This is a genomic window from Paenibacillus sp. NRS-1760 (assembly GCF_050467785.1).
Classification (GTDB): Bacteria; Bacillota; Bacilli; order Paenibacillales; family Paenibacillaceae; genus Pristimantibacillus.
The window spans coordinates 1-22,279 of the sequence record NZ_JBITPK010000023.1 but is presented as its reverse complement, the minus strand read 5'-3'; the positions used below and the strand labels follow the sequence as shown (position 1 = coordinate 22,279).

At 44.1% G+C, this 22,279-nt stretch carries 21 protein-coding genes and 16 tRNA genes; 3 read left to right on the top strand and 34 right to left on the bottom strand.

Annotation, left to right across the window (positions count from 1 at the left end; all coding sequences use genetic code 11):
* Nucleotides 1-120: 120 nt before the first annotated feature.
* A complete protein-coding gene (locus ACIFSR_RS32630) occupies nt 121-891 on the top strand; it encodes a hypothetical protein (protein WP_339207463.1) in 771 nt (256 codons plus the stop codon).
* 135 nt (nt 892-1,026) lie between these two features.
* On the opposite strand, the gene ACIFSR_RS32625 is transcribed toward ACIFSR_RS32630, so the two are convergent.
* Nucleotides 1,027-2,418, bottom strand: a complete 1,392-nt coding sequence (locus ACIFSR_RS32625; protein ID WP_430063328.1) for a molybdopterin molybdotransferase MoeA — start codon at nt 2,416-2,418, stop codon at nt 1,027-1,029.
* A gap of 119 nt (nt 2,419-2,537) precedes the next feature.
* Between ACIFSR_RS32625 and mobB the strand changes: the two genes are divergently transcribed.
* Nucleotides 2,538-3,038: a molybdopterin-guanine dinucleotide biosynthesis protein B gene (gene mobB / locus ACIFSR_RS32620; protein WP_430063326.1), complete on the top strand. Its 501-nt coding sequence runs from the start codon at nt 2,538-2,540 to the stop codon at nt 3,036-3,038.
* A gap of 8 nt (nt 3,039-3,046) precedes the next feature.
* On the opposite strand, the gene ACIFSR_RS32615 is transcribed toward mobB, so the two are convergent.
* The 6 genes from ACIFSR_RS32615 to ACIFSR_RS32590 form a co-directional block, all read right to left on the bottom strand.
* Complete coding sequence (locus ACIFSR_RS32615; protein ID WP_076271056.1) at nt 3,047-3,697, bottom strand: response regulator transcription factor; 651 nt, start codon at nt 3,695-3,697, stop codon at nt 3,047-3,049.
* An 80-nt stretch (nt 3,698-3,777) separates the two neighbouring features.
* Nucleotides 3,778-4,764, bottom strand: coding sequence for a sensor histidine kinase (locus ACIFSR_RS32610; RefSeq protein ID WP_076270986.1), 987 nt, complete (start codon nt 4,762-4,764; stop codon nt 3,778-3,780).
* A 101-nt stretch (nt 4,765-4,865) separates the two neighbouring features.
* Nucleotides 4,866-5,573, bottom strand: a complete 708-nt coding sequence (locus ACIFSR_RS32605; RefSeq protein WP_076270985.1) for a PspA/IM30 family protein — start codon at nt 5,571-5,573, stop codon at nt 4,866-4,868.
* A 1-nt stretch (nt 5,574) separates the two neighbouring features.
* A complete protein-coding gene (locus ACIFSR_RS32600; RefSeq protein WP_430063323.1) occupies nt 5,575-6,054 on the bottom strand; it encodes a PspC domain-containing protein in 480 nt (159 codons plus the stop codon).
* Nucleotides 6,042-6,728: a PspA/IM30 family protein gene (locus ACIFSR_RS32595; protein ID WP_076270983.1), complete on the bottom strand. Its 687-nt coding sequence runs from the start codon at nt 6,726-6,728 to the stop codon at nt 6,042-6,044. The genes ACIFSR_RS32600 and ACIFSR_RS32595 overlap by 13 nt, the downstream gene beginning before the upstream one ends.
* Before the next feature lie 75 nt (nt 6,729-6,803).
* Nucleotides 6,804-7,100: a LiaF transmembrane domain-containing protein gene (locus ACIFSR_RS32590; protein WP_076271055.1), complete on the bottom strand. Its 297-nt coding sequence runs from the start codon at nt 7,098-7,100 to the stop codon at nt 6,804-6,806.
* 262 nt (nt 7,101-7,362) lie between these two features.
* Between ACIFSR_RS32590 and ACIFSR_RS32585 the strand changes: the two genes are divergently transcribed.
* A complete protein-coding gene (locus ACIFSR_RS32585) occupies nt 7,363-7,911 on the top strand; it encodes a C40 family peptidase (RefSeq protein WP_339207458.1) in 549 nt (182 codons plus the stop codon).
* Nucleotides 7,912-7,986: 75 nt separating this feature from the next.
* Here the strand turns inward: ACIFSR_RS32585 and ACIFSR_RS32580 are convergent, their stop codons facing one another.
* From ACIFSR_RS32580 to ACIFSR_RS32450, 27 genes are all read right to left on the bottom strand, one after another.
* Nucleotides 7,987-9,570: an ABC transporter substrate-binding protein gene (locus ACIFSR_RS32580; RefSeq protein ID WP_339207457.1), complete on the bottom strand. Its 1,584-nt coding sequence runs from the start codon at nt 9,568-9,570 to the stop codon at nt 7,987-7,989.
* A 134-nt stretch (nt 9,571-9,704) separates the two neighbouring features.
* On the bottom strand, nt 9,705-11,252 hold the full coding sequence (locus tag ACIFSR_RS32575; protein ID WP_339207456.1) for an ABC transporter substrate-binding protein: 1,548 nt from the start codon (nt 11,250-11,252) through the stop codon (nt 9,705-9,707).
* 86 nt (nt 11,253-11,338) lie between these two features.
* Complete coding sequence (locus tag ACIFSR_RS32570; RefSeq protein ID WP_076270979.1) at nt 11,339-12,277, bottom strand: carbohydrate ABC transporter permease; 939 nt, start codon at nt 12,275-12,277, stop codon at nt 11,339-11,341.
* 50 nt (nt 12,278-12,327) lie between these two features.
* On the bottom strand, nt 12,328-13,251 hold the full coding sequence (locus tag ACIFSR_RS32565; RefSeq protein WP_076271054.1) for an ABC transporter permease: 924 nt from the start codon (nt 13,249-13,251) through the stop codon (nt 12,328-12,330).
* A gap of 174 nt (nt 13,252-13,425) precedes the next feature.
* The gene (locus ACIFSR_RS32560; RefSeq protein ID WP_430063319.1) at nt 13,426-15,039 is read right to left on the bottom strand and encodes a helix-turn-helix domain-containing protein; all 1,614 of its coding nucleotides are present in this window, start codon (nt 15,037-15,039) and stop codon (nt 13,426-13,428) included.
* On the bottom strand, nt 15,032-16,783 hold the full coding sequence (locus tag ACIFSR_RS32555; RefSeq protein WP_339207454.1) for a sensor histidine kinase: 1,752 nt from the start codon (nt 16,781-16,783) through the stop codon (nt 15,032-15,034). The genes ACIFSR_RS32560 and ACIFSR_RS32555 overlap by 8 nt, the downstream gene beginning before the upstream one ends.
* Nucleotides 16,784-16,948: 165 nt before the next feature.
* A complete protein-coding gene (locus ACIFSR_RS32550) occupies nt 16,949-17,704 on the bottom strand; it encodes a hypothetical protein (RefSeq protein WP_339207453.1) in 756 nt (251 codons plus the stop codon).
* A complete protein-coding gene (locus ACIFSR_RS32545) occupies nt 17,701-18,399 on the bottom strand; it encodes an ABC transporter ATP-binding protein (protein ID WP_339207452.1) in 699 nt (232 codons plus the stop codon). The genes ACIFSR_RS32550 and ACIFSR_RS32545 overlap by 4 nt, the downstream gene beginning before the upstream one ends.
* Nucleotides 18,400-18,406: 7 nt before the next feature.
* Nucleotides 18,407-18,787, bottom strand: coding sequence for a GntR family transcriptional regulator (locus tag ACIFSR_RS32540; protein WP_339207450.1), 381 nt, complete (start codon nt 18,785-18,787; stop codon nt 18,407-18,409).
* Between the two features lie 45 nt (nt 18,788-18,832).
* Entirely contained in the window at nt 18,833-19,588 is a 756-nt protein-coding gene (locus ACIFSR_RS32535; RefSeq protein WP_430063316.1) for an ABC transporter permease, read from the bottom strand.
* Entirely contained in the window at nt 19,581-20,537 is a 957-nt protein-coding gene (locus ACIFSR_RS32530) for an ABC transporter ATP-binding protein (RefSeq protein ID WP_430063314.1), read from the bottom strand. Before ACIFSR_RS32530 ends, ACIFSR_RS32535 begins: the two co-directional genes overlap by 8 nt.
* Nucleotides 20,538-20,694: 157 nt before the next feature.
* Nucleotides 20,695-20,776, bottom strand: a tRNA-Leu gene (locus ACIFSR_RS32525).
* Nucleotides 20,777-20,789: 13 nt separating this feature from the next.
* A tRNA-Arg gene (locus tag ACIFSR_RS32520) sits at nt 20,790-20,866 on the bottom strand.
* A gap of 24 nt (nt 20,867-20,890) precedes the next feature.
* Nucleotides 20,891-20,964: transfer RNA gene (locus ACIFSR_RS32515), tRNA-Cys, on the bottom strand.
* Between the two features lie 7 nt (nt 20,965-20,971).
* A tRNA-Gly gene (locus ACIFSR_RS32510) sits at nt 20,972-21,046 on the bottom strand.
* 7 nt (nt 21,047-21,053) lie between these two features.
* A tRNA-Gln gene (locus ACIFSR_RS32505) sits at nt 21,054-21,128 on the bottom strand.
* Between the two features lie 31 nt (nt 21,129-21,159).
* Nucleotides 21,160-21,235 (bottom strand) — tRNA-His (locus tag ACIFSR_RS32500).
* A gap of 18 nt (nt 21,236-21,253) precedes the next feature.
* Nucleotides 21,254-21,327: transfer RNA gene (locus tag ACIFSR_RS32495), tRNA-Trp, on the bottom strand.
* A 12-nt stretch (nt 21,328-21,339) separates the two neighbouring features.
* Nucleotides 21,340-21,424 (bottom strand) — tRNA-Tyr (locus ACIFSR_RS32490).
* Nucleotides 21,425-21,427: 3 nt separating this feature from the next.
* Nucleotides 21,428-21,503 (bottom strand) — tRNA-Thr (locus ACIFSR_RS32485).
* Between the two features lie 31 nt (nt 21,504-21,534).
* Nucleotides 21,535-21,610, bottom strand: a tRNA-Phe gene (locus tag ACIFSR_RS32480).
* 16 nt (nt 21,611-21,626) lie between these two features.
* Nucleotides 21,627-21,703: transfer RNA gene (locus tag ACIFSR_RS32475), tRNA-Asp, on the bottom strand.
* 38 nt (nt 21,704-21,741) lie between these two features.
* Nucleotides 21,742-21,818 (bottom strand) — tRNA-Met (locus tag ACIFSR_RS32470).
* An 18-nt stretch (nt 21,819-21,836) separates the two neighbouring features.
* Nucleotides 21,837-21,909 (bottom strand) — tRNA-Ala (locus tag ACIFSR_RS32465).
* A gap of 71 nt (nt 21,910-21,980) precedes the next feature.
* Nucleotides 21,981-22,055 (bottom strand) — tRNA-Glu (locus tag ACIFSR_RS32460).
* Nucleotides 22,056-22,059: 4 nt separating this feature from the next.
* A tRNA-Ser gene (locus ACIFSR_RS32455) sits at nt 22,060-22,150 on the bottom strand.
* A gap of 4 nt (nt 22,151-22,154) precedes the next feature.
* Nucleotides 22,155-22,230, bottom strand: a tRNA-Asn gene (locus tag ACIFSR_RS32450).
* Nucleotides 22,231-22,279 lie beyond the last annotated feature (49 nt).

Genomic DNA, 22,279 nt, shown 5'->3' with positions numbered 1-22,279 from the left:
TCAGCAGAGATGCGCCGCTTATTTATTTTATTGATGCTGCTGACAGCTTTCGCCAGTCTTTTTAATCACCGTATAGTACGCTAACACAACATACCAATGGAGTGAGAAAGGAGTTTTCTAATGAGCACATCGATACGTTCCATTCGAGGCATTGAACGTTCCTACGCATACTCCACCGTACAAGCCATTAGCCCTTATGCTTATTATCCTTATCGGGATGGCGAAGCTCAGCAAGCCCCAGAATATAACAAGAGCTTAACACGTGATTTCCAGCAAGCTGCTAACAGTGCTGCTTCTTGGCTTAATAAGGCTAAACAAGCGCAGTACGACATCGAGCAGATTAACAAGCAATTAAGTAACGAATTGTACACGGACAAGCCAATTGCAGGCAGTTTGCATCGCCTTACTACGATGCTCAATCAGTTGGAGGATCATTACAGAGCACATGCTGATGATTTGAAACCAGAGCTGTGGGAAAGTATTGAGCTGGCTTTGAGGCATCCCGCAGCGGAGGAGATCGGACTGCGACGCAGTACAACAGACGGCAAGTGGATTGCGGATTCTACCTATACCATTTCTTCAGAAAATAGAGACCGAACAGCTAGCCTTTTTTCTGTTCAGAACGAAATCAGCAAGCTGCCAACTTCCATTCATATGGAGCAAAAACAAAAGCTGTCGTACTCTTCCAGCCGTATGCAGAGGCTAATGCTTGGATCAGAAGGTATGCTTACTGGCTTAAAATATGCACTTACTTATGCCGAGCAGCACAAGGCCGTTGATCTGCTCCAGCCACCTCTTACATCAACTCTTCCTTACGCTGCTTACTACAGTTCTATGCAAACCTATTCACCAATTCCATATGTTGGATTAGTCTTGAATCGATTCCTTTAAAGTTAAATCCGAAAGGGCATGCTACGTTAGCAAAGCTGCTGCTTGCCATTCTATGTAAGTGATATATTCGGCTCCGTACCGACTATATCCTCCCATTTTATTTAATAAAAACCTTTATTTTCACTAACTTCTATGTTAAGGGATAATAATGACCTCAATCATATCACCCGCTTCCGCTCCTCTCGAGCCTGACGGAATGATTGCTAATCCTTCTGCATCCGCAATGGAAGCCATCATACTCGATTTGGAGTAGGCTAGCGGGTCAGCATGCAAGCTTCCATCTTCCGTGCTGATGAGTGTTGTGCGCACAAAACGATCATGGGGACTTGGCTTATTCACAGCTGTCCGCAGTTTTGCTCTTACTTTACGAGGCAATGCTTCACTTGCTCCCTGCAATCGCAGCAGCACCGGACGAACGAATAATTCAAATCCGACAAAACAAGCACCGGGATTGCCCGACAAGGCGAGCAGCAGCTTGCCGTTAAGCATTACTGCTGACGTTGGACTGCCCGGTCTCATCGCAACTTTGTCAAAGAGCACCCGGTTTGCATCTTCGCTGCCAGATACACTATTGTTCTTTATCGACCTAATGATGTCTGACATGACATCAAAGTCCCCTACAGATACACCGCCTGTTGTGACAATCAAATCAACATCATCCCATACACTCGCCAAAGCAGCCTCAACGGCATCAGGCTTGTCTTCCAATGATCCGCACATAACTGCTACTCCGCCGCTCTGCTCCACCATAGCAGCGACCATATAGCTGTTGCTGTCGCGGATCTGTCCCGGCGCCAGCGGAGCCTCGACCGCCAGCAATTCGCTGCCGGTCGCAAAGATCGCTACGCGCGGGCGCTTGCCAACCGCCACCTCGGCATAGCCGAAGGTGGCTAGCAGCGCAACATGTCCCGGTCGCACAAGCGTCCCGGGACAAGCCAACGCGCCCCCAAGGCGAAACTCCTCGCCTTGGGGCGCAATGTGCTGGCCTGCCGCGCCGGCGTGCTTAATCAGCACCGCCGGCGAGCCATCGGCCAGCATCGCTTCCGCGGTCTGCTCAAGCATGACGACCGCGTCAGCCCCCATAGGCACAGCCGCGCCAGTCATGATGCGCACGGCAGTGCCCTTCTGCACGGTCGCAAGGGCGAGCTCGCCCGCTGCAACCGAATCAACCACGCGCAGCGTCGCCGGCGTACCTGGCGACGCTGACGCGATATCTGCCGCGCGCACGGCGTAGCCGTCGAGGCCCGAGCGCGCGAAGGGCGGCCAGTCGCTTGTCGCAGCTATCGTCTGCGCAAGCCATCGGCCGCCGCTAGCCCGCAGCGGCACAAGCTCGCTGCCGAGGGCTAGCCCGTCCGCAGCAGCAAGCAGCCGCTGCTGCGCTTCTTCCACCTTCACAGCCTGCCGTTTGAACCGGCTCATCTGTTTCCTCTCACTCGCCTCACCACGATCAGCCTTCTCTATCCCCTCACTCGCCTCACCGCGATTAGCCATATCCATATTCCCGCTCGATTCGCCACTCTCAGTCATATTCACCCTCCGCTCATCTCGCCGCCTTTTAACATTCGGCAGCTTGTTCAGCATCCATTTTACAATGTATGTTAAACTATTGGCAATTACAGTCATCAAGCGCCATGAAGGAGAAGCCTATGCCATTAATCGTTCAAATCGTTGGATACAAAAATACCGGCAAAACCACATTGGTTTGCCGGCTAACAGAACGCTTCAAACAAGCAGGATATAAAGTTGGGACAATCAAACGCGACGCGCATGATTTTCAGATTGATACACCAGGGACGGATACATGGAGACATCAAGAGGCAGGTGCTGATATAACAGCTATCACATCCTCAAAGCGTACAGCCATTATGAAACAGCATGCTGAACCGCTTCAGCTGTTAATTTCACAAATGACCGAGGCCGACATTATTCTTATCGAAGGTTTCAAAGATGCCTTATACCCAAAAATCATTATGATTCGAACTGCGGTTGATTCCGAGCTGCTCAACAGCGTAGCCAACCCTCTTGCAGCCGCGGTTTGGAATGATGCCAACCTTGTAACAATCGTTCCCCCGTCCATCCCAGTAATCGATGTAGATGATATCGAGCAGCTATACCAAAAAGTATTATCAATATCCGCTAAGCCATAGCCCTACACTTATTCGGCAATTCCTTGTCTATGTGCATAAATGGCTGCTTGCGTGCGATCATCCACATCAAGCTTATTAAAAATATTTGTAATATGAAATTTTACTGTTTTCACACCAATGAACAGCTCATCGGCAATTTCTTGATTGGAGCGTCCCTGTGCAACCCGCTTCAATACATCCATCTCGCGCTCAGTCAGCTCATCATGCAGCGGAGCTTGCTCCTGCTGCTTTGGCTGCCGGAAGCGATTCATCATTTTAGCTGCTACCTGGGACTCCAGTACCGATTGTCCGCGAGCAGCGGCCCTTATCGCATCCGCGATCTCGGTCGCTCGGGACGTCTTCAGCAAATAACTGAATGCGCCTGCTTCAATAACAGGGTAGAGCTTGCTATCATCCAAATAGCTCGTCAATACAATTACCTTGCATTCCGGGTACAGCTCGAGCAGTTTTGCTGTCGTCTCGACACCATCCATGCCATCCATAACTAAATCCATAAGTACAACGTCCGGTCTGTATGCCTGTGCTAATCGAATGCCGTCCATGCCGTTGCTCGCTTCACCGACAACCTCAATTCCATCCTCGGTATCAAGCACCGCTGCAAGTCCGATGCGCACCATTTCATGATCATCTACAAGCAGAACCTTTATAGGCCGACTCAATTGCTGGGTTGCTTCCACACCTTACACCGCCCTCATTTTTTCGTAAAGCTCATCATTATCTCTAATTATATTACATTCTCTTATGAAACATCAGTGGGCACCCAAATTTCAATAACAGTTCCCTCGCCAGGTCTCGAAATCATCTGCAAGGAGCCGCCAATTTCAATTACCCGCTCTTCCATAGTCAGTAAGCCATAGGACGTTTGCTTCTTCGCCTCAAGATCGAATCCAACTCCGCTGTCCTTTAGACTCATGTGTACTTGATTGCCGAATTGAAGTAATTTGATATCCATGCTTTCCGCTTTCGAATGCCTGAGCGTATTCGATAATGCCTCCTGAGCGATGCGGAATAAATGATCCTCAGCATTAGGAGGAAGCAGGATCGTATCATCAACCTCAAGTGTAATCTTCATCGGTACTTTCTGCTTCAGCTCATCCACTAGAACAGTAAGCGCCTGCCCCAGATTTTTTCCGTCCAAGTGGACGGGCCGAAGATGTAGCAGCAACGCACGCATTTCTGATTGAGCAACGGCAGCCATTTCCTCAATAAGCTGAACCTGACGTTTGGCTCGCTCCCAATCTCGCTCAATCGTTCGACTAACAGCAGTCGCTGTCATCGATATGGCGAATAACTGCTGGCTTACTGCATCATGCAGCTCGCGCGCAAGCCGCTGGCGCTCTTCGATTACTGCGGTGAACTTAACCTTCTTCGCCCAGTTAGGATCAACCTGCTCTTGTTCTGAAATTTCGTTTTCTGTCGTCTCCCCATTGCTTAGCGTAACCGTAAATCGACGTTTCTTTTGCTGCTCGGTCAGCCGCTTCAGCGATTCCTTTAGCTTGGAGTTTTGCAAATAACCGTTTAATGTAGCTGCCGCTAAACCTGCGCCAACGAAAGCTAGTCCGATAATTGCCCATTTCCCTTGAAGCGTGAAGAGATCAACATAACCGATTCCTTGCAATATGATAACAACCAAGCTGACAATGATCAGCAGCCACAATATCGTTTCCGTTACCAGACGCTTGCGGGCCGCATGATTCGAATGGTCGCTCTTATTGCCTTGCTCCATACGGCTCACTTCCTTCTCTTCGCTATTTTAACCACGATGAAGCAAAAAACATATGAAAGAGCAGACCGCAAAACGGTCCGCTTCCTTCATAGCCTATAGTCTTATTCCTCAGTCGGAGCCTTTGTTAATGAAGTTGTTGGGTTTAGTTTGTTTTTAAGTGCTTGCAGCTGCTCATCCACTTTATTTTTTTTCTCAGCATCTGCTGCATTAAAGCTGTTCGAAGAGCTGTTATAGGAGTAAGGCGTGCGCAAAACATCTGCTTCAGCCTCTAGCTGCATAATTTTCTCTTCCATCCGGTAAAAGCCGCGTGATGCCGAACCGCTATCAATCGTGTTGTTTGTAGTCAATTGCGCCATTTGCTTTTGAGCTTTTGCTACTTGTGCACGGGAAGCAAGCTCATTGCGCTTGTTGCGAAGCTGGTAGAACTCTTCTTTCATTGCGTGCAGCTGTTGCATCAATTCCTCAGCCTGAGTCTTCGATTGTGCGTGCAAATCAGTATATTCTGTTACCTTTTGATCAAAATAAAGCTTCTCTTCAAGCAGCTTGCGCGTATGTTCTTCTTGTCCAGCTCTTAGAGCCGCTTCTGCTTTTGATTCACGATCTGCCGCGCTGCGTACTGTTTCTTCCAAGCGCTGCTTCATCCGGCGCTCATTCGCCATTTGTTTAGCTACTGTAACCTCAGCTTGATGAATTTCAGATTCCATGTCACGCAAGTATTGATTTAACATAATAATCGGATCTTCAATTTTGTCCAATGCCTCATTTACCGATGCCTTAGTCATGTCTTTCATGCGTTTGAAAATTCCCATATTAAAAATCCCCCTTCTCGTATTTAGCAATTTTGGCTTTCAATTCTTCAATTTCACGACGTAGTGCTTTTTTCTCCAAATCGTCCATCATGCTATCGAACTGTGACGATGTTGTAGGCTGGGATGAAGGTGCCGGTGCACTCCAAGAGCCTGGCGCTTGCGGCGGGTTTTTGTAAGGACCGCCGAAAGGCGAATTTGTATGTTGATCGAATCCAGGGTTATAACCTCCGCCATAACCGTTCCCGTTTCCGTTACCAAAGCCGTTTGGACCAAAGCCGGAGTAGACCGGCGGTTCTTTAGGAACAACCAAGCCTGCAATAATATAGATCAGAATAACAGCTCCGCTTGTGAAGATCGTAACGACTACAAGTAGAATCCGCAGCAGCGTCGCATCAACATTTAACATTTCTGCTAATCCACCGCAAAGACCGAATAATTTTTTGTCTCGAGAAGATCGATACAGTTTTTTCAAGACGACCATCCCTCTTTCTCAAGCTTACGTTTCAGCTGCTCAAGCTCTCGTTCAATAACCGATTGCAATGTGTTGCCCGCTTCGGATACGAATTCTTGACCCATTTTGCGAATGTCGCGAAGACTCTTTGCTTCATGCTCCATACCGCTTATACGATCCTCCAGCTTTCTAAACACAGAACCCGATTGAATGCCTTGATCACCGAAGCCGCTCGTATATCTAGCGTTCATTCTTTGTTGAAGCCTTAGTGATTCCATACGTGCTGCATAATATTCACGCTTGTCATATACCGATTGGTATTCACTGCGCATCTCGCGCAGTTGTTCTTCAAGATCAAGCGTGTTTTGACGGCTTTGCTCGAACAGCTCACGATATTGAATTGAACGCTCTTCGCAGCTAGCTTTCTCATGCAATGCGATTCTTGCCATTTGCTCCTCGCCAGCCTTCAGAGCTGTCAACGCTTGATTCTCACGGCGTTCCTTTTGCTCTTCAGCTTGCAGCCATTGTGCTTTCAGGTGATTGCTATGTCCTGCATACTGCTGATACAACTTCTCAGCTTGGATAATATCTTCTCTTGTCGACCAGAGGAATTGATCAATCAACCGTACTGGATCCTCTGATTTCTCAAGCCGTTCATTTAATGTAGCGACAGTAATGTCGCGAACTCGCTTCATAATGCTCATTCAATGTCCTCCTTAACGTTTTGCGGTGCAAAACCAGCTTCATCTATCTTTACATTTTATAATGATTCGCAGCAACTAGAATGCTCTGCGTTTGTCTTTCTTAAAGAGGCTCACACCAGCAACGATTAAGCCGATTGCTAGAAGCAGTAAGATGATACCGCCGAGTTTACCGAAAATCATCATGCCGCCGATTGCAATAAGTATTCCGCCAATCCATTTCTTATTGTTCGACCAACCGACAACCCCCAATCCGATTAGTATGAACGGGAGCAAAAATCCGAATATTGCACCGAAATGAACTCCGACAAAATTAAGTACCGCGATACTGCCGACGATGACAAGCAACACGCCCAAAGCGCTTTTTCCATTCATCTCCATTTCCAACTCCTTTCGACTATTAGAATTTATTCATTTTTCTTTTCTTGCCTTACGTGTGTTGCTCTTGCTTATGTACTTAGTTTAGATCAATTTCTCCTTTTATAAAACGGACTTTCGGCGGTTTTCTCACTAGACTTAGGTCGAGTGGGCAGCCCGCCTCTAGGGTCAAATGCGGGTTAATACCCATATTTTACAGCTTAAACTACTAATATCCCTGTGTTACGTTATTATCACACAGGAGGTGTATACGCTGCCAATGAAAAACTATTCCATTAAGAAACTCATTGTAGCTGGCTTTTTGACTACCGTATTATTAAATACTGGGACCATTCCTTTCCAAACAAATGGACATGTCTATGCAGCATCATCATCGGTGGAGAAAATAATTGCAACAGGAATGAAATACTTAGGGACACCCTATGAGTTCGGCTCTAATCGAAGCACAACGAAAACATTTGATTGTTCAGATTTCACCAAACACATATTTGAAAAAGCAGCGGGCGTAACGCTTCCTTCTACCTCTGCTCTGCAAGCAGCTTATATTAAGAAAAATTCAGCGATTCAAACTGACTGGAAAAACCTAAAGCGCGGTGACCTCATGTTCTTTATGTCCTATCACGGCAGCAGTACGGCAGGTTATTCGCGTTTAACAAAGTCAAAACAAACGATCACTCATGTAGGCGTTTATTTAGGCAATGGAAAAATGCTCGATACTTATTCGAAGGAAAGCGGCGGCGTACGAATCGACAACATCGACAATACGCATTGGGAGTACCGTTTTGTTTTTGGCGGAAGTGCTCTCTAGCCGTTTTCTTATCATTAAAAAGTGCCGGTCCAGCAACGAAAGCGCATGGCCGGCACAACTTATAAGCTTTGAGGCTTATTTGCTTGCAAGAAATTGATCGAATTGCTTTTGCTTCTCCGCTATTATTTTCTCGATACCTGCCGCTTTCAGCCTCTCGATATACTCAGGCAGTACTTTATCAACATCTACAGATCCTGTTTCAAGCGCAGTTTGGTACTGCCTATCCACATTGCCGACCGCAGCTACTTCAGCCCTTACCGTATCTCCATTAAATACAAAGCCAAGACCTGGTGAAATTTTTGCCTCTTGGTTAAATTGCTTGAAGCTATTCCACTTCATAGGGTCTTCACTTTCCCATACATAATTTAAAAACTGATTGCCGAACATCCACGTGGTTCCTGGATTATAATTTTGCGTATATTCCGTCGGCCTGATCACATTCGCACTAACCTTTACATAATGTTTGCCTTCAATCCCGTAATTCAATAAATTGTTTAAATAAACATCTGTATGCAGCAGATTAATAAACATCATTGCTCGCGCTGGATCTTGTGAGGTCGAGGAGATGGCCAGCATGGACCCCGCGGTCTCTGACGTTGCTATCGTCTTCACATTTAACGGCAGCTGTGCAAGCTTTCCAATCATCCCCGTCTGAATTGCCAGCTCTTCACTTTTGCCAGGCTTCAATGCACCAGTTATTGAAAAAACATCGCCGGATCTCAGCGCCTCGCTGTTCATCGTCTGATTCGTAGCCGCATCTTTATTAATGTACCCTTTCTGAAAAAACTTGCGTGTAATGTGCAGTGTATCTATATAGCGTCCCACTTCATAGGCAGGCAAAACCTTAGTGCTTTCTTCATCCTTCAAAATGACCCCAGGAATGGATGTATCTCCTAATGCATCAAAATTTCCAATATAATGTGTATTAAACGATTCCCCCATCTTCAGATAAAGGGGTGTGATCTCCGGCTTTTTCTCTCGAACAATCTGATAAACCTCATCTAAGTCTTCTATACTTTTCACTTTAGTCATATCTATTCCAAGCTCTTCGGCTATATCCGCGCGATAGATAATGCCTCCCTGCGCAGCAAGCTCCTTGTTTGTTGGAACGGCATAATTATGTCCCTCAATCTTGGCGCCTGCCAGAAATACAGGATCAAGCGATTGCAAAATGCCTTGGCCATACTGATCTAGAAGCTCATCAACGGCTAAAAAAGCACCTTTTGACACATTAATCGCATGTTTATTCCATTGCGCTGTAAATAAAATATCAATCTTTTCACGTGATGCGATCATCAAATTGACTTTATCGTCCCATGGTCCCCAGTCAATTGGAATAAGATCTATTTTTGCATTTATTTTTGTTAATAAGTAGTCATTCATGGCCGTTTCTATTTCTTCTTCATCTTTCTGCGGTGCACCTGTATATACAAACTTAAGCGTATACGCTTTTAGTTGATGAATGTCAGAGTTATCAGCTTCATCCATTTCTCCTGAAATCATTGAAACGCTTTCATTATTGATTTCAAGTTGGCTCTTGGCTTCACTGTTGCTCCATGCCGGTTCTGTGCCTGACTCATTTGAACAAGCTATGACTAGAAAGAAGCAGGTCAGCAGGAGCATCCTTGCACGCATCAAATGGTACATCGATCGAGTCATACCCGTATAGCCCCCTACTGCATGGATGAATTGCATTTGTTAGCTTAATTGTAAGGAATACACAAAAAATTGCAAGCAAGAAAAACCCGCGCCTTTAGAAGGCGCGGGTTTCATTGATCGTAACAACAGGCTGTTTACTTGCTGGCTAGGAACGCATCAAATTGCTTTTGTTTCTCCGCAACTACTTTATCCACGCCTGCTTCCTTCAATTTCTTATCATATTCAGCTAATGTTTTATCGACGTCTACCGAGCCTGTTTCAAGCGCTCTTTGATATTGACGGATTACGTTTGCCAATGCTCCAACTTCTGATTTCACTGGTTCGCTGTCGAATACGAAACCAAGGCCAGGAGAAACCTTCGCATTTTGGTTGAACTCTTTAAATTTGGCCCACTTATCTGGGTCCTCTGTATTCCAAACATAGTTCAAGAACTGACTGCCGAACATCCAAGCCGAGCCTGGGTTATAGTTAGCTGTATTTCCTGTAGCTGTTATGATTTCTCCACTGCGTGTATAATGGTCGCCTTCAATACCGAAGTTAAGCAAGTTATTAATTTCCTTATCAGTATGAAGCAAATTAATCAGCATCATCGCACGGTCTGGGTCCTTAGAAGTGGAAGAGATCCCTAGCATTGAACCAGCAGTTTCAGATGTGGCGACTGTTTTTTCTGTCATCATGATTTGAGCAAGCTTCCCAGTCAGGTTAGAAGCGCTTGCAATCTCTGCGTCCTTGCCTGGTTTCATTGGCTCAATCGTAGAGAATACATTGCCTGCCTTCCAAGCGTCTGCTGAAGCAACTTGTGTAGTCGCAGCATCTGCGTTAATGTAGCCTTTCTTGAAATAGTCACGAGTCAGATTTAAATATTGCTTGTAGCGGTCAAGCTGCTCCATAGGCATCACTTTAGTATCGTCTTTATCTTTAAGAATGGCGCCAGGAATCGTTGAATCGCCCAAGAAGTCGTAATTGGCGAAGAAGTGTGAGTTGAAAGCGCCTGCCGTTGTATACAGCGGAATTAATTCCGGCTTTTTCTCCTTAACGACTGCATATACAGCATCAAGATCTTCTGGTGTTTTCACATTGCTCATATCAATGCCGAGCTCATCGGTAACATCTTTGCGGTAGACGATACCGCCAGCAGCCGCTAGTTCCTTGTTCGTTGGAACACCGTAGTTTTTGCCGCTAATTTTCGCCCCTTCCAGAAACGCAGGATCTAATGAATCTTTAATGCCTTGACCGTATTTATCAATTAGGTCACCAAGATCCAGAAATGCGCCTTTGGCTACATATTTAGCATGACCATTCCATTGCGCCGTGAACACGATGTCCACTTCTTCCCTCGAAGCAACCATCAAATTGATTTTATCATCCCATGCACCCCAATCAATTGGCCTGAGATCAATCGTTGCGTTGATTTTTTCAGTAAGCAGCTTATTGAGTGCTTCTTCTACTTTTTTCTCATCCGTTTGCGGTGTGCCAGGATATACGAGAGAAATCTGATATGGCTTCAAATCTGATGCTGGCGGCTCTTCATCCTTAGTGACTGGTTTATCCGTTTCGGCAGCTGGCGCTTTTGTTGGCTCTGCGTTGTTTTTCCCGTTGTTTCCTGAACATGCGGACACAATCAGTACGATGGACATCAGCATGAGAAGAAGCATCGATGTTTTTTGTTTAACTTGCTTCATAGCGGGTGGACCTCCCTCAAAAATTTGGATTATATGCTAAATCGGCGTTGCCGATTACAGCCGTATGATTGCTGATAGTCATGAACTCAACCTTTTACAGCGCCGACAGTCAGCCCTTTTACAAAATATTTTTGAAAGAACGGGTATGCAAAAATGATAGGACCGATTCCAACAACAACCATTGCCATACGAACCGTCTCGCTCGGAAACTTAAAGGTGCCTCCAGCCGCAATAATAGCTGCCGCCGCCGTACTGTTATTAGCTAAAAACTGGATGTTCAGCATCGTCTTATACATGAGGTATTGAACAGTAATGTTCGATTCCTTCGTTATGAACACAAGGCTGAGAAACCAATCATTCCAATACGTTAACGTCTGGAAGAGTGCTACTGTGGCAAGTACCGGAAGCGATAACGGCAAAACGATTTTGAAAAAGATCGTCAGCTCTCCCGCTCCATCAATTTTTGCAGATTCCAGAATGGCAACAGGAATGGTCGTTTGGAAAAACGTTCGAATGATTAGAACAAAAAACGCAGCAACTAAAAGCGGTACAATAAGAGCCATTATCGTATCCTTCAAATCGAGCATTTGAACATATACGAGATACCAAGGAACTAAGCCCCCTGAGAATAGCATCGTAAAAAACACGAAGAAGGTAAAAAACTTGGCATGAGGAAAATCTGATCTGGATATTGGATAAGCGTACAGCGCCATGATCATTAAGCTAAGTGATGTTCCGACAATCGTTACAAAGATAGAGATACCATAGGATCGAAAAATTTGGGTCGCATCCTTAAATAGGAACTGGTACGCTGCCAAATCAAACTTTGATGGAATAAATTGATACCCTTCCCTGACAACTGTACTTTCATCGGAGATCGAAACCATAATAATTAAAATGAGCGGTACGATACAAAGCAACGAATACACTATAAAAAATATATTGATGCCTAGAGAAGCCGGAAGTGATAATTGGTTTTTGATATTAGATCCGGAAGGTATTTTCTCAATCTCAGCTGCTTCCATAGGATCACCTCCAAACAAAATTTTCGTAAATACACTTCGATTGCAAGACTCTAAAATAACGCATTATCTTTGTTAATTCGGCGGACCACCCAATTCGAGAAAAATACTAATGCGAAGCCGATTACAGATTGCAGCAATCCTGCCGCTGAAGATAAGCCAATATCACCAACCGTTAGGAATGTGCGATAAACATAGGTGTCGATAACATTCGTTACCGGGAACAACACACCCGATTCTCTTGGCACTTGGAAAAACAAGCCGAAATCCGCGTTAAATATTTTTCCGATCTGCAGCAGCGTCATAATCGTAATGATCGGCATGATGAGCGGGATCGTAATACTCGTCATTTGCTTCCACTTGCTTGCTCCGTCTATAGTTGCGGCTTCATAATACTCATCATCTATGCCAATGATGGCTGCCATATAAATGACGGTAAAATACCCCATGCTTTTCCAGGTGTTAACGATAGGCAAAATGTAAGGCCATACCTCCTGCGTGAAATACCATTGAACCTGTTCAAGTCCAAGCGCCGGCAGCAGCGAAGTGTTCAGATACCCATGCTGATCGCTCAAGAAGCCATAGACCAAATAACTAATGACAACCATCGATAAAAAGTAGGGCAGGAACATAATCGTTTGATGAAGCTTTGCGAGAAAACGGCTTCTGATTTCATTAAGCATGATCGCAAAAGAGAGCGGGAATACCAAGTTCAATACGATAAAACCTGAGTTGTACAGCAGCGTATTCCTTGTAATGATCCAAGCGTCTGACGTTTTGAACAAATACTCAAAATTTCTTAACCCGCTCCAGGCGCTTCCAAATATTCCATCTGCGTAATTAATGTTTTTGAAAGCAATTATGATTCCGAACATCGGAATGTAATTGTTCAGCAGCAGCAATACGATGGCTGGCAGCATCATTAGGTAGAACATCCAATACTTGCGAAAAATACGGAGTTGAGACATTTTTTTCATTGAACTCTTCGGAATATAGGCAGCTGTTGTTATCGCTTCCGACGTATGTTTCGCCAACGCCTTCCCCCTCCTCTTTCTAAAACTCTTGTGTTCCATCTAGGTATAATTGTATAAAAAAAAGACGCCGACATCTGTCGGCGCCGTGACCATATTAACGGTACAGTGACTTTTCAATCATACATCCTGAAATTTTTTACGATACTCTTGCGGTGTAAGCCCGGTCGTTTTCTTAAACAGCTTAGAAAAGTGCGAGAAATTACTATATCCTACGTTTATGGCAACATCGCTTATTCGGTTATTTGTTTTTTCAAGCTCGATTCTCGCCTTAGCTATACGCATTCGAACCAAATAATCCGTTAACGAGTAACCCGTTTCCCTTCGGAACAAACGAGATAAATAAGCTGGATTCAAATAAACAGACTCTGCCGCTTGCTCACGGCTGAATTCCTCTCCCATATGCTCTTCCATGTAACGCTGAACCTTCTCCACAACTTGTGACACGTCCTTGCCGTTTTGGTTGGCATAGTCCGTTATCTGCTGGCTCAATTGCTGTGTCCATGTTCGCATGCGCGGCAATGATTTGAGAATGTTCTCGCCTACCTCCCATTCTCTATGTACAAACACGTCCGTCATTTGAACCGACTTTTTATTCAACCATTGGAACACCATATTCATATATCCATAATAAAACGATGCCATATGGGTATAATCAACTTTCAACTCTAACATCTGGTCGAAGCATTCATCTATTCGCAAGGACAACTCCGTCTGCTTGCCGGATTCCAGCAATAGTGCCCAGTCAGCGAAGGGGGCTTGCTGAAGTGTATTCAGTCCTTGCTTCTGTGTATGATCACGCTCCATTATAATCGCACAAGTATTGCTGACGTTGCTTCTCTCTAAGGTAAGCAGCGTTTGTATTGTAGTACGTAGCTGCTTCACTTCCGCTGCTTCGCTTATATAACAGGATAACGAGCAATTCAGCATCGTTTTGCATTGATCAATAAATGTTTTGCATCTGGCATGCAGTTCATTATTGCCTTGCGTTTCACCAAACGCTTCACTATAAAATATTGCATATAAAATCCCGCTGCCATCTTGAACAATATGGCCAGATTCACCTTGAAGCACGATCTCTTCAGCTGCATTCTTAATACCGTATGTCATGATCTCCTCATCACGGGCCGACCATTCCTCCCGCCACTGCTCGATGCTAATAAGCACGACGCGAATCAAACTGTCCGATTCAAGCGGTAAACCATAGGTTTGCAATGAGAAATTGAGCTGCTGCGATGCCGCTGATAAACGATAGTGAATGACATCTTGCCAGAAACGCTCTATTAATATAGGCTGCTGCTTGCTCCACTGCTCATAAAATAAGTTGTACGTCCCGCGAATTTTTGCCAGCTGCTCCAAATCACGAGCTTTTTCCAGCGCCTCATTCACACATGCTTTTAGAGCGTTATGATCAATCGGCTTGAGCAAATAATCGAAGCAGTCAAGCTGAACCGCCTGCTGCGCATATTTAAAATCCGCATGACCGGTCAGAAAGATTGTTACACTTGAAGGGGAATGCTCATTCGCCCACTCTAGCAATTCGATACCGCTTTGATTTGGCATATCAATATCAGATATCATAATGTGAATCGTATGCGCAGTCAGCAACGCCTGGGCCTCTTCCGCATCTATAGCCGTATAAATGCTCGCAATCGGCAGCGTTGACCAGTCTATGCCATTCACGATGCCTCGAATTGCTATCTCCTCATCATCTACAACCAATAAGTTATACAACTGCTTTCACTCCCTCCGTAAGCTTAGGAAATACGATAACGACAATTGCTCCAGTGCCCTCCGCTTGATTGCGGAAAGTAATTGATGTCCGCTCGCCATACAGCAGCTGTAGTCTATGAATGACATTCATGATGCCTAAGCTGCTCGATTCACCTTCCTGCAGCGGTTCTTTGTTTTGCAGCTTCTCCAGCACCTCAGGACTAAAGCCCGTACCATTGTCGCTGATCGATAACGTAAATCCATGCTCGGAGTCCATTTCCGCACATATTTTGATTTGGAAAAGCTGCCTCCTGTTTTTGAACCCATGAATGATGGAGTTTTCTACAAAAGGCTGAATGGTTAATGCAGCAATTGGATAATGCAAAATGTCATCTATTCCCTCATAGGTACATTGCAGCTTCTCAGGGAACCTGATCTTTTGAATCGTCATATAGTTCTCGATATGCATTAGTTCTTCCTTAAGTGTGATCGTGTCGCGATTGGCTTTCATAATAAATCGGAAATAATCAGCGAGATGCAGCGACATCTTTTTCACCGATTCCGTATCGCCTAATGCTGCTAAATTATAAATAATATTTAAGCTGTTCATATAGAAATGCGGATTAATTTGCGCTTGGAGCTGCTTAAGCTCTCCTTGCTTCACACGGAGCTGCTCCTCGTAAACATCAATTTTCAAGGTTTTAATTTGTTCAGCCATGATGTTGAAGGTGTTTCCTAGAAACTCAAATTCAAGCGATTTGTTTTTCTTCAATCTAACATCCAGCATTCCTAAAGAGATTTTCTTCATTCCTAGAATAAGCTCATGCAGCGGCTTAAACAGCATATTCCTCATAAAGAACAAATAAATAAGCAAAATCGCTAGAAACCCAATCGGAGCAAATAACGTCGCATTTCTAAAAAATAATAAATTACGCAGCAGCGTCCGCTCTGGTATAACGACTCGATAAGCTATATCCACCATTTCACTCATTCTGTTCATAACAAGATAGGTTTCGCCTGTATTTCGATCAGTCAGCGATTCATACGGTTTCTTCGATATTTTATAGCTGAGTTCCAGCGGCGCTAAGTTTTCCGTCAATGACTGAACAAGTTGATCGCCAGCGCGTAAATAAATGCCGTTATGGCCGATATCACCGTCACTCCATTGAATCGATAACATTCTGTTTATATCCTGCACTTTAATGATTGCGCCGACGTATAAATCATCTGACACCTTAATGAAATTGATCAAAAAAAACTTCCCTGGCATCCGCTCATCTGCTCTGACCTCCCATAAATGTTGATCATTCATAAGCAGATTTTCTTCCTTTGTCATTGAATCCATATGCGTTTTTATTATTTTTTTTGTATCGTTATATACGCTTTTTGTTCCAAAAATAATATCTTTATCGTGATATAGAAATACAGCATCAATCAGATTATAAACACCAACGTCGCGATTTAGCTTCCCATCAATTCTTATTTTCGTTAACGTATAACCGTCACTATCCATCGGAAAGGACATCAGCAAACCTACGTCGGTATCAAGCACAGACATTTTATAAAGATAATCATTAATCTGCAATAGATTTTGATCCGTTTGACCCACGTAAATATCGAGTGTGTTTCGATAGGTCTCAGATACTTTCTCTCGAATGATCTCACGTGAGTAACTGTTGTTAATGAGCATATAAATAACTACCGGCAGCATAACTGCCATAAACCCAATAATAAGACGAGTTCTAATCGATTTACCGAACCTCACGCTCCGCTTCCCCCTAATATCGATTGAATCATAATCATATTACCATTTAAAGCGTTTTCTTGAAATCACTTAAAAAAGATATGCTGATCCTTTTTTCAAATCTATCTAAAGCATAAAAAAGCGCATATAGGATTTTCACCCCACATGCGCCAACGTCATTCTTTTTTAAATCTCGACTTTCTTTTTTAACAAATAAATCATTAGAAACAAGTAACCTAAAGTAAACGCTAACTCCAGTAAAAATGGTCCGAATAAAAAATCCACATTAAATGATGAACCAAAGGTTACTGATCCGCTATTCGCTTGAGGTACATTGATTGAAATTATACCCATCATACCTTCTCTTTCGTCAAACAACTGACTCGTTAACCAGTAAGCAATGCTTTGTACTCCAAAGAAAAAGACAATCCCGATCCATGTAGAATGCTTCATTCGGAAGCTGCGAGCCACTGTAATCGAACATAGAATCGAGAGCATAAAGGATGTGTACATCCAAATATAGCTTATTACCATTCCGAATAAAGCGCCGTTCTCTAAAGAAACATGTTCTTTGAAATATTGAATATCCATATCCGAAAAAGCTATGAAGATCGAGATATGAATAGCTGCAATAATCAAAACGAGCAGCATGATGATCCAGCCTAAAAGGATAGCAGCACCTATTCCATTGATGGGGTGCAGCGGCAGTAAGCGCCGGCTGTAGGATTTAATGTTTCGTTCAAACGTCCGGCAGCAATGGATGAACAACAAGATAAAGACCATTACATAGCCGAAAATACTAAACGCAGTAATTAGACCTTCATTCCAGTTGCGCGTCAATCCCGTAATACTGAACGCTGCTTCTAGTATGATAAAGATTGCAAGCGTGCTGAGGATACCATCGTTGCTTCGCTTCCAATCGTATTTCAACAGCTTAATCATTCCCCAAACACCGCCTTAAACATTTCATCAACGCTTTTACCGTGAGCCAGTCTTATATTTTCTACCTCATCCTGCAATACAATCTTACCCTCGCGTATGAAAACAACTTCATCGAAGATCCGCTCAATATCGCGTACAAGATGGGTTGAAATGATTAAGCTGCTTTCTTCGTTATAGTAGTTAACAATCGCATCCAAAATTTTCGTTCTTGCTACTGGATCTACGCCTCCGATTGGCTCATCAAGCAAATACAACCTCGCATTTCGTGATAATACGAGTGTAAGCTGAAGACGTTCATTCATCCCTTTAGATAACGCGCTTACCCGATCCCGTTTATTCAGATTCATGAAAGCAAGCATTTCATTGGCTTTCTTATGATCAAAATCGGCATAAAAATCCTTATAAAAATCTATTGCATCCTCTACGCGCATCCAGCTCTCTGTGAGAGGTTGATCTGGCATAAAAGATGTAATTGCTTTTGTCTCGTTGCTTACAAGATGCCCGTTAACCGTTACCGTGCCCGAACCTGGATGAATGAGTCCTGCAGCTATTTTCATCAATGTGCTTTTGCCACTGCCATTGCTGCCTAACAGACCAACAATCTTGCCATGCGCCAACGTGAGTGATACTTGGTCTAGCGCCTTCTTGCCGGCGAATGACTTTGATACCTCAGTCAGCTTCAAAATGCTTTCCACAGTCCTATCACTCCTTTTCTTTATCTTCTTCTTTTACCGCTTGTGAAACGATCGTTACGATATCGTTATTTGCAAAGCCCAGCTCCTGCATCCCTTGAATAAAGCGACCGAGCAAATCTCCTGCCATTTCTTTTTTGATATCCATTATTTTCGACTCCTCACTAGTGACATATCGGCCAAGCCCACGCTTCGTTTCGACGATTTGTTCTCGCTCAAGCTCCTGAAAGGTTCGTTGTATCGTATTCGGGTTGATTTGTAGTTCTAATGCAAGTTCTCGTACCGCCGGTATTTTATCCCCAGCCTTCAACTTGCCAATGACAATTTCTTTCTTAATATAATTCATGATCTGCAAGTAGATTGGCAAATTATTATCAAATTCTATGCTCACAATATGTCCTTCTCCCCTCAACTGCCCATTTGAAAACGTTGCATGTTAGGCAATATCCCGTTTTTTAAACGTAACAAAGCTAATGACCAAAAACAAACACACATATGCTGCACACACAACACTCGGGAATAACATTCCGCCTGATGACGATTCATTACCTGTAAATAGCGATAGATCTGTATTCATAAATAGAAGATATTTGGAGAAATCGTAGCTTGATAATAACATTTTCATTAAGCCTTCCAATAAGACAGCAGTCATGCCTATTCCTATTGTCGCTCCAGATGATCTTGTTAAAATGCCGAACATAAACGTTAATGTTACATAGATGGTTGTATAAACCGTTTGAAATAACATTGATTTCGCAACATCCAACCAGGAAACTTCTCCTGTCGCTTCAAATCCAAATGCGATTCCTCCAGCTGCAAGAGCAGCAGCTATTGTGAAAATGATGAGCGAACAAACAAACAATATAACTGCTGTATATTTTGATGCTAAAATTTTGCTTCTACCATGAGCTCGTATGAGCAAAAACTTAACGGTTCCTAATTGATGTTCCTTTGCGACGATACCAGCTGTGAAAATAATTGCTACAATCGTTACGATCTGTCCGACTCCATTTGTTGCCATGATCGATCCAGCAAATTCTAGCATAGTTGGATATTGATCGCCAGACATTTTCCAAACTAAATAGGTGAAACCTACAATCGTAAGGAGCATTACTGCGTATGCAATGAAGAAGCTGCGTTTCTTTGACATTTTCAACCATTCGTTTAATACTAGTCCGTTAAAATTAAGCAATGCGACTACCCCCAGTCCATTTCAAAAACTCGTCTTCCAGTGATATCTTCGTTTCAGTGATTCGATAAATTTTAATATTGTCTTCCCCTAGCTTGCTTACAACCTGGGGAATAAGTTCATTCTGAAGAGCTAATACAAGCTCGCTGCTATCTTTTAAAAGCTGAATAACTTCAACCCCATCTATACTTGTAGAAACCCGGCTTGCTCGCTCGATATCGTCTACACGAACAACAACGGATAGTTGCTTGGATTGCTCTTCCTTATCACTTAGTGAACGATGAGTCACATATTTACCTTCTTGAATAACAACGACTCTGCTGCACATGAGCTCCATTTCTGAGAGCAGATGACTCGATACAAGAATCGATATCCCTTCTTGGACTGCTATTCTTTGCAAATATTGTCTCATTTCACGAATGCCTGCTGGATCTAAGCCATTAGTTGGTTCATCCAGTATTAATAACGATGGATTGTCTAACAGTGCTTGTGCAATGCCTAGACGCTGCCTCATTCCTAGAGAGTACGCTTTTACTTTCTTGTTCATTGCTGCCTCTAAACCTACCAGCTCCGTAACTGCTTTTATCCGTTCTTCCGTAATGTCTGATGACATTCTCTGATATTGCTTTAAATTATCATACCCCGTCATATATGGATAAAACTCGGGATTTTCTATAATAGCTCCGATATGCCTAATGGCTCCTGTAAAATCATTACGTATGCTTTTTCCTTGAATAAGCACATCACCCTCGGACATTTGAATCAAACCAACAATCATTCGGATTGTCGTTGTTTTGCCTGCACCATTTGGCCCAAGCAACCCTACGATTTCTCCCTTGTGAATATCAAATGACATTCGATCTACGATTGCTTTGCCTCCAATACGTTTGGTTACATTTTTTAAAGAAAGTACGGGGATTGTTCCCTTTATTTCAGAAGATGATTTCATCATTTCCTTACCTCCATCGTCTTAGTGTTCTAGTTAAATAGTACACTAGGTCTAAGCAGATGTAAAGGGGAAATTTTCAGGTCGATTTTACCTATTATGAAATTAAACACAAAAAAACTCTTAAGATCATTATGATCTTAAGAGTTTGTGTTAGAAAAGTTGGTGCCGATGAGAGGACTCGAACCTCCACGGTTTCCCTCACGATTTTGAGTCGCGCGCGTCTGCCATTCCGCCACATCGGCATTTCAGTAAAGATGGCGTGCCCTAAGAGATTCGAACTCCTGGCCTTTTGATTCGTAGTCAAACGCTCTATCCAGCTGAGCTAAGGGCACATATTTGTTGCAAAGAGAAATCTGTGGAGGCGCCACCCAGACTCGAACTGGGGGTAGAGCTTTTGCAGAGCTCTGCCTTACCACTTGGCTATGGCGCCAAATAAATGGAGCGGAAGACGGGAATCGAACCCGCGACCCTCGCCTTGGCAAGGCGATGCTCTACCGCTGAGCCACTTCCGCATATAAATGGCTGGGGATTCAGGGATCGAACCTGAGAATGACGGAGTCAAAGTCCGTTGCCTTACCGCTTGGCTAATCCCCAACAAAATACGTGATGCTAATTTTTGAATTAATGGGGCGATCGAGGGGAATTGAACCCCCGAGTGTCGGATCCACAAACCGATGCGTTAACCACTTCGCCACGACCGCCATATTCAAATGTTTTATTGGCAGGGGCAGCAGGAATTGAACCCACACCAAAGGTTTTGGAGACCTTTGTTCTACCTTTAAACTATGCCCCTAAGGTAAAAAAATGGTGGAGGATGATGGATTCGAACCACCGAACTCAGAGAGAGCAGATTTACAGTCTGCCGTGTTTAGCCACTTCACTAATCCTCCATGTGGTGCCGTCGAGAGGACTTGAACCCCCAACCTACTGATTACAAGTCAGTTGCTCTACCAGTTGAGCTACAACGGCATATTCACTTGTGTTGCTTGTACTGCATCAATGGTGGCTCGGGACGGAATCGAACCGCCGACACGAGGATTTTCAGTCCTCTGCTCTACCGACTGAGCTACCGAGCCTGATGTTGTTTTTAAGTGGCGGAGCTGACGGGATTCGAACCCGCGGTCTCCTGCGTGACAGGCAGGCATGTTGGGCCACTACACCACAGCTCCACATCATGTTCTCGGAAAGTTCCGAAAGGTAAAGAATTTGGTTGCGGGGGCAGGATTTGAACCTGCGGCCTTCGGGTTATGAGCCCGACGAGCTACCGGGCTGCTCCACCCCGCGTCATTATTATAGATTAATTGGTGGAGCCAAGCGGGATCGAACCGCTGACCTCCTGCTTGCAAGGCAGGCGCTCTCCCAGCTGAGCTAATCCTCCATGTTGAGCGACCTTTATATCTTATCATAGGTCATTCTTTTTTGTCAATCTTTTTTTAAAAGAAAAGTTGGTGACCCGTAGGGGACTCGAACCCCTGTTACCTCCGTGAAAGGGAGGTGTCTTAACCACTTGACCAACGGGCCTTGCTGGCAGAGAGGAAGGGATTCGAACCCTCGAGACCCGGTTAGAGCCTACACGATTTCCAATCGTGCTCCTTCGACCACTCGGACACCTCTCTACAATGGCTCCCCGAACAGGACTCGAACCTGTGACAACTCGATTAACAGTCGAGTGCTCTACCAACTGAGCTATCAGGGAATATTAAGCATTCAAAGCAAATTGCGCTCTGAAAACTGGATACGAAAGA

Bases quoted from the DNA above. Each gene is read 5' to 3' on its own strand.
- ACIFSR_RS32630 (WP_339207463.1), top strand. From the start codon at position 121: ATGAGCACATCGATACGTTCCATTCGAGGCATTGAACGTTCCTACGCA.
- ACIFSR_RS32625 (WP_430063328.1), bottom strand. From the start codon at position 2,418: ATGACTGAGAGTGGCGAATCGAGCGGGAATATGGATATGGCTAATCGC.
- mobB (WP_430063326.1), top strand. From the start codon at position 2,538: ATGCCATTAATCGTTCAAATCGTTGGATACAAAAATACCGGCAAAACC.
- ACIFSR_RS32610 (WP_076270986.1), bottom strand. From the start codon at position 4,764: ATGGAGCAAGGCAATAAGAGCGACCATTCGAATCATGCGGCCCGCAAG.
- ACIFSR_RS32605 (WP_076270985.1), bottom strand. From the start codon at position 5,573: ATGGGAATTTTCAAACGCATGAAAGACATGACTAAGGCATCGGTAAAT.
- ACIFSR_RS32600 (WP_430063323.1), bottom strand. From the start codon at position 6,054: ATGGTCGTCTTGAAAAAACTGTATCGATCTTCTCGAGACAAAAAATTA.
- ACIFSR_RS32595 (WP_076270983.1), bottom strand. From the start codon at position 6,728: ATGAGCATTATGAAGCGAGTTCGCGACATTACTGTCGCTACATTAAAT.
- ACIFSR_RS32590 (WP_076271055.1), bottom strand. From the start codon at position 7,100: ATGAATGGAAAAAGCGCTTTGGGCGTGTTGCTTGTCATCGTCGGCAGT.
- ACIFSR_RS32585 (WP_339207458.1), top strand. From the start codon at position 7,363: ATGAAAAACTATTCCATTAAGAAACTCATTGTAGCTGGCTTTTTGACT.
- ACIFSR_RS32580 (WP_339207457.1), bottom strand. From the start codon at position 9,570: ATGACTCGATCGATGTACCATTTGATGCGTGCAAGGATGCTCCTGCTG.
- ACIFSR_RS32575 (WP_339207456.1), bottom strand. From the start codon at position 11,252: ATGAAGCAAGTTAAACAAAAAACATCGATGCTTCTTCTCATGCTGATG.
- ACIFSR_RS32570 (WP_076270979.1), bottom strand. From the start codon at position 12,277: ATGGAAGCAGCTGAGATTGAGAAAATACCTTCCGGATCTAATATCAAA.
- ACIFSR_RS32565 (WP_076271054.1), bottom strand. From the start codon at position 13,251: ATGAAAAAAATGTCTCAACTCCGTATTTTTCGCAAGTATTGGATGTTC.
- ACIFSR_RS32550 (WP_339207453.1), bottom strand. From the start codon at position 17,704: ATGATTAAGCTGTTGAAATACGATTGGAAGCGAAGCAACGATGGTATC.
- ACIFSR_RS32530 (WP_430063314.1), bottom strand. From the start codon at position 20,537: ATGATGAAATCATCTTCTGAAATAAAGGGAACAATCCCCGTACTTTCT.